The 14,681-nt window shown below is 61.4% G+C and carries 12 protein-coding genes; 2 read left to right on the forward strand and 10 right to left on the reverse strand.

The window, feature by feature from the left end; all coding sequences use genetic code 11:
- Positions 1-306 precede the first annotated feature (306 nt).
- A complete protein-coding gene (locus tag HBOR_RS13595) occupies positions 307-2,496 on the reverse strand; it encodes an elongation factor EF-2 (RefSeq protein ID WP_006053514.1) in 2,190 nt (729 codons plus the stop codon).
- Between the two features lie 201 nt (positions 2,497-2,697).
- On the opposite strand from HBOR_RS13595, the gene HBOR_RS13600 reads away from it, so the two are divergent.
- The gene (locus HBOR_RS13600; protein WP_006053515.1) at positions 2,698-3,468 is read left to right on the forward strand and encodes a DUF5781 family protein; all 771 of its coding nucleotides are present in this window, start codon (positions 2,698-2,700) and stop codon (positions 3,466-3,468) included.
- Positions 3,469-3,536: 68 nt separating this feature from the next.
- On the opposite strand, the gene HBOR_RS13605 is transcribed toward HBOR_RS13600, so the two are convergent.
- From HBOR_RS13605 to HBOR_RS13615, 3 genes are all read right to left on the reverse strand, one after another.
- Positions 3,537-4,151, reverse strand: a complete 615-nt coding sequence (locus tag HBOR_RS13605; protein WP_006053516.1) for a 30S ribosomal protein S7 — start codon at positions 4,149-4,151, stop codon at positions 3,537-3,539.
- Complete coding sequence (locus tag HBOR_RS13610; protein ID WP_006053517.1) at positions 4,151-4,579, reverse strand: 30S ribosomal protein S12; 429 nt, start codon at positions 4,577-4,579, stop codon at positions 4,151-4,153. The genes HBOR_RS13605 and HBOR_RS13610 overlap by 1 nt, the downstream gene beginning before the upstream one ends.
- Before the next feature lie 178 nt (positions 4,580-4,757).
- Positions 4,758-5,708, reverse strand: a complete 951-nt coding sequence (locus HBOR_RS13615) for a mechanosensitive ion channel family protein (protein WP_006053518.1) — start codon at positions 5,706-5,708, stop codon at positions 4,758-4,760.
- Positions 5,709-5,845: 137 nt separating this feature from the next.
- Here HBOR_RS13615 and HBOR_RS13620 point away from each other — a divergent pair, with 137 nt between their 5' ends.
- Positions 5,846-6,256 carry a universal stress protein gene (locus tag HBOR_RS13620; RefSeq protein WP_006053519.1) on the forward strand — a complete coding sequence of 137 codons (411 nt, stop codon included), beginning with the start codon at positions 5,846-5,848 and terminating at the stop codon, positions 6,254-6,256.
- Between the two features lie 34 nt (positions 6,257-6,290).
- Here the strand turns inward: HBOR_RS13620 and HBOR_RS13625 are convergent, their stop codons facing one another.
- From HBOR_RS13625 to HBOR_RS13650, 6 genes are read right to left on the reverse strand one after another with little or no spacing between them, the layout of a single operon-like run.
- Positions 6,291-6,710 carry a NusA-like transcription termination signal-binding factor gene (locus HBOR_RS13625; RefSeq protein ID WP_006053520.1) on the reverse strand — a complete coding sequence of 140 codons (420 nt, stop codon included), beginning with the start codon at positions 6,708-6,710 and terminating at the stop codon, positions 6,291-6,293.
- 3 nt (positions 6,711-6,713) lie between these two features.
- On the reverse strand, positions 6,714-7,967 hold the full coding sequence (gene rpoA2, locus HBOR_RS13630) for a DNA-directed RNA polymerase subunit A'' (RefSeq protein WP_006053521.1): 1,254 nt from the start codon (positions 7,965-7,967) through the stop codon (positions 6,714-6,716).
- Positions 7,960-10,890: a DNA-directed RNA polymerase subunit A' gene (locus tag HBOR_RS13635; RefSeq protein ID WP_006053522.1), complete on the reverse strand. Its 2,931-nt coding sequence runs from the start codon at positions 10,888-10,890 to the stop codon at positions 7,960-7,962. The genes rpoA2 and HBOR_RS13635 overlap by 8 nt, the downstream gene beginning before the upstream one ends.
- Positions 10,891-10,900: 10 nt before the next feature.
- Complete coding sequence (gene rpoB, locus HBOR_RS13640) at positions 10,901-12,733, reverse strand: DNA-directed RNA polymerase subunit B (RefSeq protein WP_006053523.1); 1,833 nt, start codon at positions 12,731-12,733, stop codon at positions 10,901-10,903.
- A gap of 3 nt (positions 12,734-12,736) precedes the next feature.
- Positions 12,737-14,308, reverse strand: coding sequence for a DNA-directed RNA polymerase subunit B'' (locus HBOR_RS13645; protein ID WP_006053524.1), 1,572 nt, complete (start codon positions 14,306-14,308; stop codon positions 12,737-12,739).
- Complete coding sequence (locus tag HBOR_RS13650; RefSeq protein WP_006053525.1) at positions 14,305-14,532, reverse strand: DNA-directed RNA polymerase subunit H; 228 nt, start codon at positions 14,530-14,532, stop codon at positions 14,305-14,307. Before HBOR_RS13650 ends, HBOR_RS13645 begins: the two co-directional genes overlap by 4 nt.
- Between the last annotated feature and the right edge of the window lie 149 nt (positions 14,533-14,681).

Genomic DNA, 14,681 nt, shown 5'->3' on the forward strand with positions numbered 1-14,681 from the left:
CCTCCGCGGCACGCAGTGTCCGTGTTGTCGGTAAGGAGAGGGTAGACTGTAGCTCCGTACCGATGCGTACCAGGCGGTGTGACCCCGTCTGCATACTATCGTTCACTCGGTGCGAGCGTTATAAGCCTTCGTCGGTTGCAAATCTGTCCGGCGTTTCTGAGGATGCACACAGTCGGTACGGAGAGAAATACATCTCCGGGAAGAATTCCGAACGCAATAATGAATCGCTGCGGGGCCGACGAGATCCGCCGACCGCGCCGTGCGACGGCGGTGTGTGGTGCCGGAAACCCGGCACACAGTCGGTGATTAGAACTGGTCGATAGACTGCGGCAGTTCGAGCTTCATGCCCTTCCGCTCTCGGATCTCCATGATCTTCTCGCGCTGGAGGTTGTCCGAGAGGACACGGAAGCCAGCGTTCTCGGTGTTCCACGATGCGCGACCTTCGGTCGCAGAGCGGATGTCCGAGGAGAAACCGATCATCTCTTCGACGGGCGCGATACCCTCGATGACCATCAGGTCACCCTCTTGGTACATGTCGTCGACGCGGCCACGGCGACCCTGAATCTCGCCGGACGCCGAACCCATGTGCTCGGACGGAACGTCGATGCGGACGTTCTGGATGGGTTCGAGCAGTTTGATGTCGGCGTCGATGAGCGACCGGTGAACGGCATCGCGGACTGCCGGGATAACCTGCGCGGGACCGCGGTGGATGGTGTCCTCGTGAAGCTTCGCGTCGTGCAGGCGAAGCAGCGAACCCTGTGCGGGTTCGGCGGCGAGCGGACCGTCGTCGAGTGCCTCTTCGAGACCCTCGATGACGAGTTCCATCGTCTCGTTCAGGTGCTGGATACCCTTCGTGTCGTCGATGAGGATGTTCGTCCCGTGGATGTGTTCGACGTTCTGGGAGGTGTCCTTGTCCATGCCGGCTTCCTGCAGTGCCTCACGGCGCTCCAGTTCGGGCATGTCCATGGAGACTTCACCGAGCTGAATCTGCTCGATGATGTCCTCCGAGAGGGGTTCGACCGTGATGTAGAACTTGTTGTGGCGGTTCGGGGAGACACCCTCGACTTCGCGGGACTCCTTCTGCGGGGCCTCGCGGTAGACAACAATCGGCTCACCGGTGACGACCGGAATACCCTGGTTCTTCTGAATACGCTGCGTGATGACCTCGAGGTGGAGTTCACCCTGACCGCTGATGAGGTGTTCACCCGTGTCCTCGTTAATCTCGACGCGGATGGTGGGGTCCTCCTTTGCGACCTGCTGGAGCGTCTCGATGAGCTTCGGCAGGTCGTCCATGTTCTTCGCCTCGACGGACTTCGTGATGACCGGCTCGGAGATGTGCTCGATGGACTCGAACGGCGTCATCTCGACAGAGGAGACAGTGGAACCGGCGATAGCGTCACGAAGACCCGTGACGGCCGCGATGTTCCCTGCGGGGACACCACGGTCCAGTTCCTCACGTTCGCCGCCCATGAAGATACCGACGGACTGAACGCGGTTCTTCCCGGCCGTCCCGGAGACGTAGAGCTCTTGGCCCTTCTTGATAGTGCCCGAGAAGACGCGACCGGTGGCGATTTCGCCCGCGTGGGGGTCCATCCCGATGTCGGTCACCATGAAGACGACTTCGCCGTCGTCATCGACTTCGCGCATCTGCTTTGCGAGGTCCGTATCGTCGTCACCACGCCAGACGCGCGGGATACGACGGGGCTGGGCGTCGAGCGGGTCGGGGAAGTGCTCGGCGACCATGTCGAGGACGACGTCCGAAAGCGGCGTCTTCTCGTGGAGTTCCTGCCGCTTGTCGGCGCGTTCGAGTTCGATGATGTCGCCGAACGACATGCCCGTAGCCTGCATCGACGGGAGCGAAACGCCCCACTTGTAGAGAGCAGACCCGAAGGCGACGGTCCCGTCTTCGACGGAGACGGTCCAGTCGTCAACGTCGTCCATATCCTCGGTCATCCCGCGGATGAGCTCGTTCACGTCACTGATGACGTCAGTGAGACGCTGCTGCATCTCCTCGGGACCCTCTTGGAGTTCCGAGATAAGGCGGTCAACCTTGTTGATGAACAGCGCGGGCTTGACGCCCTCGCGGAGCGCCTGCCGGACAACCGTCTCGGTCTGCGGCATGGCACCCTCGACAGCGTCAACAACGACGAGTGCACCGTCAACAGCGCGCATCGCACGCGTCACGTCGCCACCGAAGTCAACGTGGCCCGGCGTGTCGATGAGGTTGATGAGGTGGTTGTTATCCTCGTACTCGTGCGTCATCGAGACGTTTGCGGCGTCAATGGTGATACCGCGTTCCTGCTCGTCTTCTTCAGTGTCCATCATGAGGCGTGTCGCCTCACCCTCGTCCGCAATCATCCCCGCACCAGCGAGGAGGTTGTCGGTAAGGGTCGTCTTCCCGTGGTCGACGTGAGCAGCGATGGCGATGTTCCGGATCTGCTCCGGTTTGTCCATCAACTTCTCGCATTCCTGGACGATTTTCTTTCGTCGGCCCATTATACAGACCCGTACCGGCAGGAGGGTCAAAAGGGTAGTGTTTTGCCGGTGGCGAAACGGCCGCGAGCGTGCCGCTCTCGCCGTGGTATGTCCCTTTTTGGCATAATCGGTGTAACATGTCCGCTTCACAGGCCCGTCAGCGCGGCTACTCCGTCTCTCGGCACAAGAGTCATTGTTACGTAGCGTTTGTTACTGACACGCATGGATCTCCGAGTGCTCGGATCCGCGCCGACGGATCCGTTTCTCAGTGCTGCTGACCTGTTCGAGACCGAGTACGACCTCGACAAGCCGGTACACGTCACCGTCCGCGACGACCCCGACGAACGAACCTGGGCCGCCCACTACGATGACAGACACGAGTTGAACATCTCCCGGCAGGCCGCGACGAGTGCGATGGGACGCGAACTCGTCCTGCACGAACTCGCACACATGGTTCGGTACGAAGAACAACACGCTTCCCACATTCAATCGACAGAAGAAGCTCTGTACCTCGCCCTTTCGGGCAAATCAGTCGAACGGCGAAAGTTAGCCCACTGCTACCAGATTGCAAATCACATGAAGGATATCTACGCGGACGACATCACCCTTTCTTTGGGACTTGCGGAGAAACTCGTCCACTTCCTCGAATCGGAGTTAGCCCGCGCCATCGCAGCCAATCCCGGACCTTCGCCGTGGCCGAACTCCCGACTCGTCACCGCGAACGCCGACCCGGAGATAACCGCGGTGAACGCCGCGTTCGCACTCGCACTCGTCGAACGCCACGGCCTCATCGATCCTGACCACCGCATCTACGACTTGGCTCACGCCGCTGCCGATGACGCCCCGGACGTCGAGCTATCCGCGTTCAAAGAGCGATTCCGCTCGCTGTCGGATGACCCCACCGAGAGCGACTACCGGAAGGCGCTCGTGGACGTAACGCGCGAGTACGCCATCGGAACGAACGACCGCGGCGGTCCCGCTGCGGCAGACTAAACGGTCAGTGAGAAAACCAAGCTGTCGCTCGTGGATCGAAAACGGAGAGAGATAGAGAGAGGACGCGATTACCGGGCCGCTTCCGCAACGCGTTCGCGCTCTTCTTTCTGGTTGATAGCGTACGTCTCGACGTTGTAGTTCGAAGCACCGACAAGCTGCTGGGCAAGTGCCTCAGCGGCGCTCGTGGTGGTCTTGTAGGAACCGCTCGCGGTCCCCTCAGCGAGGAACTTCAGCGCCTGATCGACGCGACGCTGGGGTGCGACGTCAACGGCCTGCGGGACGGAGATACCGCCGTACTTGAGACGGACGGTTTCCTCACGGGGAGCAGCGTTTTCGACGGCGGTGACGAGTACTTGAATCGGGTTCTCGTCCGTCCGCTCGTGAACGATCTCGAAGGCGTCCTTCACGATCTTCATCGTCTTCTGCTTGTGACCCGTGTTGTCCTCAGACTGCATGAGGCGGTTGATGAGTCGCTCGACGATGCTGATCTCTGACTTCTGGAACTGCTTCGAGGCGTGGCGACCCATCGTGTGTGCGATGGGCGTGACGTTGATGTATCGCTGCGTCGAGGGGTCAGCGTACTCGATGTCAACGATGTCCCAGACGCCGAACAGTTGTGCGTTCGCAGACGCTTCCTCGGAGTCGGCCGGAGATTCCGGTTCGGGTTGCTCGCTGTCGGACATTATCGCACCGGTTTCTCTGCGTTACCGCGAACCAGTTCGATCATCGACACGCCGTTGACCTTCTCGACCTTGTAGTTGACACCCGAAAGGTCACCCATCGCACGACCCTTCGCCCCACCGATACCGGCGATGGTGACTTCGTCGTGTTCGTCGATGAACGAGATAGCGCCGTCACCGGGACAGAACGCGGTGACCTGCTTACCGTTCTTGATGAGCTGAACACGGACGCACTTTCGGATTGCCGAGTTCGGCTGCTTTGCTTCGATACCGACCTTCTCGAGCACGATACCGCGTGCCTGCGGTGCGCCTTCGAGGGGGTCAGACTTCTTACGGAGACCGCGTTCGCGGCGCGCGTACTCGGAGTCAGACCAGCGTCGCTGCTGCCGGTCCTTCTTGAGCTTGCGCGCGGCGTACTTGCCGTTCGCCATAGTAGCACCAACTTCCTGATGGAGCTACTTAAGCCTCCCTTTTCGAATCAGCCCGAAACGGCCGCAGGTTCTATTAGCGCCCCCTAAGGACGATTCTGAGCCCGTTTCGACGTTCGGAGTTACGCCCGCTCCATGACGAAGAGGGACTGAAAGACGCGGAGAAGGTGTCGTTCCGAGGTTAGTTGCCGTCTCCGCGACGAGTGTCACACGTCGTCTCTTCGCCCGTACGACGACCATCGATGACATCCACCGACAGTTCACCGCTTACCGCTCGGCCCGACGGTGGCCCGAGCGTCAGTCCCACTTCGTCAAATCGCGCTTTGACTCGTCGTCGAAAGGACGACCGAACATCGACGAGGTCCACATCCATCGGGTCCGCAAGCCAAAACTCGGCGCGGAGTCCAATGGAGCTGTCCCCAAACTCGATGATGCGAGAGTTCGGCTCGGGGTCGGCAAGTATTCTATCGTCCGTCCGGATCACCTCGACCAACTCCTTGAGAGCCAGTTCTACATCGTCGTCGTAGGCGACAGCCACACGCTCTGTCACCCGATAGCGGTCGCGGCCGTACGGACGCGTCAGCGTGTTTGTCGTCAGTTCAGTGTTCGGGACGGCCACCGTTTCGTTGTTTATTGTCCGAACACGTGTCACACGGAAGTCAACCGCCTCGACGATACCCTCTCCGCCGGACCACGCTATCCAGTCGCCCACGTTGAAGTCCGGGTCGGCAACGAGGAACAGTCCGCTTATCAACGAGCCGATGACCTCCTGGCCGGCGACGCCGAAGACGAGCGTCACCGCGGCGACGATGAGTGCCGAGTCCGTCAACACCTCGCCGTACCCAGCGCCGACGACACCACCCACCCCGGCCAAGAGAATGATGGCCGCATGTGCGTACGTCTCCGTGGCCGAGACGATTGTCGGATTGTTTCGGTTACGCGACCCGACGACGCGGACGATCCCGGGCAGCAGCAGCAGACGGCCGAATAGGTAGATTACCGTCGAACCGATACCAAAGCCGAGAGCGGCGCCCACCAGTTGTTCGTATCCTTCGGGGAGTGCCGTCAGATCGATCGGACCGATCTGACCGAACCAACCGAGGAAATGCAGAGCAGTGGCCGGCGGTGACATATCTCACAAGGGTGATGGGAGGTGACAAAAGCGTGTGGTCGGCGCGACGACCCGAGAGTCCGCGATAGAAGACAGCCCGAACCAAAGCGTATCATGCCCATCCTCGTTTTTATCTACGCGTGCGAGGTATGTGTTGTATGGTGACGTATATCATTGGGACAGATGGGGACGCGGCGAGCGAGGCAATCGGAGACTATCTGGACCAAGAGGTCGATTCGGACGACCGACTCGAAATCGTCAACGTCCTGTCGTCGGGGGCCGACGCTGACGAGAGCATCAAGGGACGAGAGGCACTCGAACAGTTAGAAGAACGGTTTGAGGATCGTACGTCTGTAACGACACACCAGTTCAGCCGCGGGCAAAGTCCGACCGACGAACTCATCGGGTACGCGGACGAAATCGACGCGGATCGAATCGTCATTGCGCTTCGACGCCATTCTCGAACCGAGCGCATTATCTTCGGAAGCGTCTCGCACGCACTCCTCCAGCGGACCACTCGTCCAACGACACTGGTTCCACTACCGGAGTACCAACCACCGGACGAGTGATAGCCAAGTGAAAAATTCGCGTCCGCGGCGACGACTACGTCAACTGGATGTCGTCAACGCCGTGGTGTCGTTCCGCGAGCGTTCGCGCCGTCTCAATGTTCCGCCCCTCTTTTCCGATGGCGACGCCGCGATCCGCGTTTTCGACTTCGACGTAGGCCACGCGGTCGTCCTGTTCGGAGATGGTCACGTGCCGGACGGCGGCGGGCGCGAGCATGCTCTCGACGAACGCCTCGGTAGTATCGGCGTCCTCAACGAGTTCGACTGACCGACCGATTTTCTCCTCGACTGCGTGGACGTGTTGTCCGCGCGGGCCGATGGCCTGTCCCATCTGCCCCGCCGCGACGAGGATGACCACGCGGTCGTCGAACACGAGACAGTCGCGTGCGACCGCTTCGGTCTCGTCCTCGAAGAGGGCGATGTATTGCCGTGCCGTGTCCGACAGCGTGACAGTCATGCGTCAGTCGTCGGAGGGTTCGGGCGCGGCCGCATCCGTCTCGGGTTCGGTCTCGGTCGAAGCCTCGATAGAGCCCATACGGAGGTCCACGTCGCCGGTACCGATGGCGATGGGCTTGCCGACGATGACGTTCTCGATGACGCCGTCGAGGTCGTCTTCCTCGCCGTGGATAGCGGCGTCGAGGAGGTGGTTGACCGTCACCTCGAATGCCGCACGGGCGAGGACGGAGTCTTTCGAGCCGGAGATACCGTGACGGCCGATGGACTCGATCTCACCGCGGTTCGTCATGATGTCTGCGACGAGCATCAGGTGTCGAACGTTCACGTCGTCGAGACCCTGTTCGCGGAGCGTGTTCATCGTCTCGTCGATGATGGCCTCACGCGCCGCCTCGATGCCGAGATTGCGGTGAATCTCGTGGATGTTGTTACTCGTCGTCCGCGAGGCGTCCACGCCCTCGATAGAGAGGACGTCACCGAACGCCGACCCCTCGGTGTAGAGGACGAACTCCTCTTCGCCGGTGTCGTCGTTCTCCTCTTTCCGGATGACGACGCGCGTGATGTCCTCGATACCCTTGAAGACGATGTCGCGCAGTTCCTCGACCAGTTGGAGTAGACGACGGTAACTCGGCGATTCGGGACCGAACTCGACGACGGTTCCCGAGCGTCGCGTCTTCACGCCGAGGGCGTCCTCGATGGTCTCGGCAATCTCCTGGGCGACGGTGTCCACGTTGTTCACCGTGGGCCACCGCTCCATGAGCGTGTCCTCGTTCAAGTCGATGCGGACGACCATGTCCGCAACGTTCGTGGACACGTCACCGAGGGCGAGAATCTTCGTCGCCTCCATCGACCAGACGACCTCGTGGGCGCGTTCGCGTTCGGTCGCGTACTCGCCTTCGAGGAACACCGTCATCATCGGCGTGTCCGGCGTCTTCCGGGCGTCCACCAGTTCGATGAGGCGGGGAAGCCCCTGCGTCACGTCGATTTCTGCGACACCCGCATAGTGGAACGTGTTCATCGTCATCTGCGTCCCCGGTTCACCGATGGACTGTGCGGAGACAGTCCCGACGGGGTCGAGCGGGTCCACGCGGGTGTCGAGGTAACGAGCCTCGACAGCCTGTGCGATTTCGTCGGCCTGCGAGGGCGAGACGCCCTCACGTTCCTCGATGGTGTCGTAGATTCGTATCTTCAGTCGTCGAGGAATGTCGCGGTCCTCGACGAGCGCTTCGACGTCTTCAGTTACGTGTTCGTACTCAGTCATCGGATTGTACCCCCGTGTCCTGTGCCTTGTCGAGGCCGGGACCGGCGTACTCGGAGAGGTTCGTCGGCGGTTCGCGGCGTCCGAGGAAGCGTTCTTTCTCCTCGCTGGAGGAGAACTCGGCGTCGAGGACGCGGTCTGTGATGTTCTCGACGTCGATACCGTCTCCCTCACCGGAGGAGACTTTCACGGGCGAGGTGCCGTCCTCACCGAACTCGAACTGGACAATGGTGCCCGAGGTGTCACGGACAGTGCCGTCGTACTGCGCTTCTAGTTCGGACAGCGCGTTGATGAGACGGCGCTGCAGGTATCCGGACTTCGACGTCCGGACTGCCGTGTCCACCAGCCCCTCGCGGCCACCCATCGCGTGGAAGAAGAACTCCCGTGGCGTCAGGCCGCCGCGATAACTGTTCTCCACGAAGCCGTGTGCCTCGGCGGAGAGGTCCTCTTTCTGGTAGTGGCTGAGCGTCCGACCCTCGTATCCGCGGTTGATTCGCTCACCGCGAACTGCCTGCTGGCCGACACAGCCGGCCATCTGCGTGAGGTTCAGCATCGACCCACGCGCACCGGATCGGGCCATGACGACGGCCGGGTTGTCGTCGGTGAAGTGGTCGTCCGCGATTTCACCAGCGGAGTCACGCGCCTTGCCGAGTTGCTGCATGATCTTCATCTCCAGCGTCTCGTCGACGGTGCGGCCCGGCAGCGACTCCAGTTCGCCCGCCTCGTAGATCTCGATGAGTTCCTCGACGCGTTCGTATGCGCTGTCGATAGCTTCGTCCACCTGTTCGCCGGCCTCCTGCGGAATCGACTCGTCGTCGATACCGATGGAGAACCCGAAGTGCATGATGGCACGCATCGCCAGCGAGGCGACCTCGTTGATGAACACGCGAGAGCGGGTCTTCGAGTAGACCTTCGCCAGCGTGTCCACGACTTCGCCACCGAATGCACCGACGGCGTCCTCGTCGATGGTTCCCTCGATGAGTTGGCCGTCTTCGATGATCACGTCGTCACCGGTCGAGGAGGTGAACGAGAGGTTCAGGTCGTCCGGCAGGAGTTCGCTGAACAGTTGCCGACCCGTCCAGTAAGGCTGTCCGTCCTCCTCTTCGCCCGCGGGTTCAGGGAGCGTGTCGATGCTCGTCGCACGGAGCAGGTCGAGTGCCTGCGTCTCGGTGAAGTGCGGGTTGCCGTTCGTCAGGAGGTACGTCCCCGAGATGTGGTCCTGAATCGCACCGATAATGTTCTGCCCGAAGCGCGGACTGAGAATCTGCTCTTGGACGCGCATCAGGACGCGCGCCTCTGCACGGGCCTCCTCCGTCTGGAGGGCGTGCATGTTCATCTCGTCCCCGTCGAAGTCGGCGTTGTACGGGGGACAGACGACAGTGTTCAGTCGGAACGTCTTGTACGGCATCACGACCACTTCGTGAGCCATGATCGACATCCGGTGCAGCGACGGCTGTCGGTTGAAGATGACGATGTCGCCGTCGATCAGGTGGCGGTTGACCTCCCAGCCAGCCTGCACCTTCTCAGCGAGTTCCTCGCAGTTCTTCTCAGTGACCTTCAGACGACGGCCGTCAGGTCGCTTGACGTAGTTTGCGCCGGGGTGACCCTCGGGACCGTTGCGAACGTACTGCTGGGCCTGTTCGAGGTTCCGCTCGGTCACGTTCATCGTCTGCGTCATCTCGCGTGCGACGCGTTCCGGAACTCCGACTTCGTTCAGCGAGAGCGTCGGGTCCGGCGAGATGACGGTACGCGCGGAGAAGTTGACACGCTTCCCTGACAGAGAGCCACGGAAGCGACCCTCTTTGCCCTTGAGTCGCTGGCTGAGCGTCTTCAGCGGACGTCCGGAGCGGTGACGGGCGGGCGGCGTGCCGGAAATCTCGTTGTCGATGAAGGTGGTGACGTGATACTGGAGCAGTTCCCACAGGTCCTCGATAATGAGTTGCGGTGCACCCGCCTCGCGGTTCTCCATGAACCGCTGGTTGATGCGGATAATGTCCACGAGCTTGTGAGTCAGGTCGTCCTCCGAGCGCTGGCCGTTGTCCAGCGTGATCGACGGTCGCGCCGTCACCGGCGGGACGGGCAGGACGGTCAGAATCATCCACTCGGGTCGTGCGCGACTCGGGTCGATGCCGAGCGTCACGATATCCTCGTCCGGGATGTCCTCGAACCAGTCGCGGATGTCCGAGGGCATCAGCTTGTTCATGTCCTCCTCAGTGAGGTCTACGTCCAGCGCCTTCTCCAGCTTCTTCCGGTCGTCACCGACCGGGCGGAACTCGCCGGAGAGGATTTGGTTGACGCGCTGAAGCGCGATACCCGTCTGGTCAGCGAGTTCCGAGGGGGCCATCCCCGTGTCGTCCTCGTCGTCCTCGTCGGGCTGCATCGCGTTAGCGATGCGCTCGGAGTAGTCGCCCGCGAGCACGTCTTGGACCTCGTAGTACGTGGTCGGCTTTTCGTGCTTGATGTCGTGCTGGGGCGCGCCGCAGTGCGGACAGCGGCTGGCCTTCCGGGCCTGCCGAACCGCCGACTTCAGCACGTCCGTCCAGTCTTCGCCGAGTTCTTCGGTTCGAGTAAGGCCGTCACGGAACTCCTCTGCCTCCTCTTCGGTCAGCGAAAGACGCCCGCAGTCGCGGCACGTCGAACGCAGGAGTCGGCGGATGAGTTTCGTGAAGCCGACGTGGATGACGGGCGCGGCCAGTTCGATGTGGCCGAAGTGCCCGTTACACGACCCCGAGTGCGAACCACAGGTCCGGCACTCCAGACCGGGGTCGATGACGCCCAGACGTGGGTCCATCAGCCCCATGTCTATCGGGTAGCCGTCGTCGTCGTAGGTGTCCGCAGTGATGACCTTCGTCGCGGACATGTCACGGTACGTCTCCGGGTCCATCAGCCCGAACTGGATGGCCCCGATCTCCTTGGGTGTCTGCATTGACATTGTGTTAGACTGCGTCTTCGAGGTTCAGTCGCGGTCGGATGCCGAGCGCGATCATCTCGTCCAAGAGGAGCTTGAACGCGTAACTGATCTCTATCTCGTGGATGTTGTCCTCGTCGCCGGTGACGGGGTCGTAGATGCGGCGTTGGTCGCGGTCCTCGACGGCCACCATCCCGGTGTCCGCGGAGACGTACACTTCCTCCTTGTCGGAGGAGTCGAGCAGTCGCTCCTGCAGGACCATCGCGGCACCGTGCCCGATGACGGTGTCACGCTCCATCTCCCCGAGACGGAGGCCACCCTCGCGGGCACGACCTTCCGTCGGCTGACGGGTAAGCACCTGCACCGGCCCGCGCGAACGGGCGTGCAGTTTGTTGCTCACCATGTGGTACAGTTTGTGGTAGAAGATGATGCCGACGAAGATTTCGGCCTCAATCTTCTCGCCGGTGACGCCGGAGTACATGACCTCCTTCCCCGAGGACTTGAATCCGTGTTCCTCAAGCGCGCCGCGGAGTTCGGATTCGTCCTCGCCCTGGAAGGCGGTGCCGTCAACACGGCGTCCTTCGAGTGCGCCGACCTTGCCGCCGAGCATCTCCAGCACGTGGCCGACCGTCATGCGCGACGGAAGCGCGTGCGGGTTGATGACCAAGTCGGGTACCACGCCGTCTGCGGTGAAGGGCATGTCCTCCTGTGGAGCCAAGTGGCCCACGACACCCTTCTGTCCGTGGCGAGATGCGAACTTGTCACCGAGTTCCGGAATACGCTGGTCACGCACCGAGACCTTCGCCAGCTTCGAGCCGTCTTCACCCTCCATCAGGGTGACGGTGTCAACGACACCGTTCTCGCCCGAGCGCATCGTAACGGAGGTTTCGCGGCGCTTCTGCGGCGAGAGACCACCCATGTCGTCCGGTTCTTCGAGGAACCGCGGCGGCGACGTTTTCCCGAGGAGGACGGAGTTTTCGTCCACCACTGTCTCGGGATTGACGAGACCGTCGTCGTCGAGGTGGTTGTACGCGTCTTCCCCGCGCGCACCACGCACGTCCTGACTCGGAACCTCGAAGCGGTCTTCCTGTCCACCGGGGTAGCGACGTTCCTCACCCTCGTAGGTGCGGAAGAAGTGCGACCGCGCCATCGCGCGGTCAACCGACCCCTTGTTCATGACGAGTGCGTCCTCGATGTTGAACCCCTCGTAGGACATCACGGCGACAGTGAAGTTCTGTGCCGCCGGTCGCTCGTCGAAACCGATCTGTTCTGTCGTCTGCGTCTTCACCATCGACAGCTGCGGGTAGTGCAGGAGGTGCTGACGCGTGTCGGGCCGGATGCGGTAGTTCGCAGAGGGAAGCCCGAGCGACTGCTTCATCATCCCCGCACCCATGGTAATACGCGGCGAGGCGTTGTGTTCGGGGTACGGAATCATCCCGGCACCGATACCGAAGATGAGTTGCGGGTCGATTTCGAGGTGCGTGTGATCCTCGTTCAGGTCATCTTCGTCAACGGCGACGTAGATGTCCTCTTCCTCCTCGGCGTCGATGAACTCGATGTAACCGCGGTCGATGAGGTCCTCGAAGTCGATTTCGTCGTTCTTGACGGCCGCAATCTCGTCGTCCGAGAGGAGCGGTTCGCCGTCTTCGACGACGATGAGGGGACGGCGGGCGCGACCCGCGTCTGCGTTGATGATAACTTCGCGGGTGCGCTCCTTGACGGAGACGTTCACCATCTGACTCACGTCGCCGCGGCGACGCGCTTCCCGAATCTGTTCGGCGAGCTGTTTGGGGTCAGGATGGGTCCCGACCAAACTACCGTTAACGTATACCTTCGCTTCGCGTTGCTGAGTCTGAGCCATTGTTTAGTCGTCCGCGGGCGTGTTCGTGGGGTCAGGTCCCTCGATACCGGGGATACCTTCGACACCCATCGACGCCAGTTCTCGTTTGAGTGCCTGTTCGTCCTCGATGTTCTGCGACAACTCCATCGCCTGCGCGAAGTTCTTCACGAGCCCACAATTCGGCCCCTCCGGCGTCTCGGAGGGACAGATGCGACCCCATTGGGTCGCGTGCAGGTCGCGGGCCTCAAAGTGAGGCTGACTCCGCGAGAGCGGACTGCGGAGACGGCGCAGGTGAGACAGCACACCCATGTAGTCCGTCCGGTCCACGAGTTGGGAAACGCCGGAGCGTCCGCCGACCCAGTTCCCGGTCGCGATGGGGTGTTCGAGGCGTTCGGTCAGCACGTCCGACCGGACGACGGTGTTAACCGTTAGCTGCCGGTTACGCATGTTCGCGCGTTCGAGCTGGTACTTCACGTCGCGTGCCAGCTTGTTCAGCGCCGTCCGGAACAGGTCCTTCATCAGGTCGCCGGACACCTTCAGGCGCTTGTTGGCGTAGTGGTCCTTGTCGTCGGAGTCACGGCGTTCGAGGGCAAGCTCGAAGCACGCCTCGGCCATTCGGCAGAGGTAGAACGCCTTGTTGATGCGCACGTCCTCCTCATCGACACCGTCCTCGTGGAGATGCGGGAGGAGGTAGCGGTCGATGACGTAGTTCGCGCGCTTCAGTTGGTAGTTCTTGCCCTGCCCGCTGGCAACGCGCTTACCGAGACTTTCGATTGCCTCGGCTTCCGTCTGAACCTCGGCCTCTTCGAGGTTCTCCAGCATGTACTTGACAATCTCGGGGTCGTCGGAGACGCGGTGGACAATCTCCTCGTCGGATTCGAGTCCGAGTGCGCGCACGAGCGTAACGAATTCGACGCTGCCCGAGACCGAGGGGAACGACACTTCGAGAATACCCTCGCGGTTGCGCTCACAGAGAACGAGCGCTCGGTAGCCACGACGCTGAGAGAACGTCTTTGCGACCTGAATCTCGTCGCCGTACTTCGTGTCGTACTCGGCGAGAATCTTGTTGGGCGCAAGGTCCTCCGAGGTCATCAGCACACGCTCGGAACCGTTGACGATGAAGTAGCCACCGGGGTCTACGGGGTCCTCGCCGATTTCGACGAGTTCCTCGTCAGTGAGGTTGCTGATGTTACACTTCGAGGAACCGACCATGATGGGCATCCGGCCCACCTTCGTTTCGGTCGTATCGACGACGACTTCCTCTTCTTCCTCGCCACCGCGAATGATGGACATCTCCATGAACACGGGGGCGGCGTAGGTGATGTTACGGAGACGGGCCTCCTGCGGGAACAGGAGTTCCTCGGAGCCGTCGGCCTCGCGGACGCGAGGCGTCTCGATGCGGATGTCACCGAGTTCGACGTAGACAGGCTCCTCGCCCTCCTTGTCGCCGATGTCCGTGTCGATAGTCGCCTTCTCGCTGACGACCTCCTGCATACCCCGTTCGAGGAAGTTGTTGAACGAACGGAAGTGGTGTTCTGCGAGCCGTTCCTGTGAGAAATACTGTCGTGATACTGCGCGTCGGTCCTGTCGATTCATTCGATCACCAGTCGGTATGTGACCGCTTTGTCCGTGGTCCGAGAGTCACGGACAATTTTGATGACGTCGCCCGCTTCCGCATCGTCGGGCGCCGCCGGGTCGGTTCGCTTGATCTTCGGAAGGTTCGTACGCTTGACGTCGTACTCGTCCAGCATCTCCTCGACCTCCTCTTCTTCGAGAAGGATGTGCTCTGGAACGAGCTTGTGTTGGCTTACGTCTACCATGTATGGGTGGGGGAAGAAGTTCTCACGAGATACTACAGGCTAATTCGGATGGAACCCATTTAACGCTTGCCAACTGGATTCGAGAAGCGCCGCTCTTCGTCACGAGTCCCCCCATCACATCGTCTGCGAGTCGCTTCGTGACAGACCGT

The organism is Halogeometricum borinquense DSM 11551 (assembly GCF_000172995.2).
In the GTDB taxonomy this organism is placed as follows: Archaea; Halobacteriota; Halobacteria; order Halobacteriales; family Haloferacaceae; genus Halogeometricum; species Halogeometricum borinquense.

What these genes read in the sequence shown, in the direction of transcription:
- HBOR_RS13595 (WP_006053514.1), bottom strand. Translation starts at nt 2,496, where the DNA reads ATGGGCCGACGAAAGAAAATCGTCCAGGAATGCGAGAAGTTGATGGAC.
- HBOR_RS13600 (WP_006053515.1), top strand. Translation starts at nt 2,698, where the DNA reads ATGGATCTCCGAGTGCTCGGATCCGCGCCGACGGATCCGTTTCTCAGT.
- HBOR_RS13605 (WP_006053516.1), bottom strand. Translation starts at nt 4,151, where the DNA reads ATGTCCGACAGCGAGCAACCCGAACCGGAATCTCCGGCCGACTCCGAG.
- HBOR_RS13610 (WP_006053517.1), bottom strand. Translation starts at nt 4,579, where the DNA reads ATGGCGAACGGCAAGTACGCCGCGCGCAAGCTCAAGAAGGACCGGCAG.
- HBOR_RS13615 (WP_006053518.1), bottom strand. Translation starts at nt 5,708, where the DNA reads ATGTCACCGCCGGCCACTGCTCTGCATTTCCTCGGTTGGTTCGGTCAG.
- HBOR_RS13620 (WP_006053519.1), top strand. Translation starts at nt 5,846, where the DNA reads ATGGTGACGTATATCATTGGGACAGATGGGGACGCGGCGAGCGAGGCA.
- HBOR_RS13625 (WP_006053520.1), bottom strand. Translation starts at nt 6,710, where the DNA reads ATGACTGTCACGCTGTCGGACACGGCACGGCAATACATCGCCCTCTTC.
- rpoA2 (WP_006053521.1), bottom strand. Translation starts at nt 7,967, where the DNA reads ATGACTGAGTACGAACACGTAACTGAAGACGTCGAAGCGCTCGTCGAG.
- HBOR_RS13635 (WP_006053522.1), bottom strand. Translation starts at nt 10,890, where the DNA reads ATGCAGACACCCAAGGAGATCGGGGCCATCCAGTTCGGGCTGATGGAC.
- rpoB (WP_006053523.1), bottom strand. Translation starts at nt 12,733, where the DNA reads ATGGCTCAGACTCAGCAACGCGAAGCGAAGGTATACGTTAACGGTAGT.
- HBOR_RS13645 (WP_006053524.1), bottom strand. Translation starts at nt 14,308, where the DNA reads ATGAATCGACAGGACCGACGCGCAGTATCACGACAGTATTTCTCACAG.
- HBOR_RS13650 (WP_006053525.1), bottom strand. Translation starts at nt 14,532, where the DNA reads ATGGTAGACGTAAGCCAACACAAGCTCGTTCCAGAGCACATCCTTCTC.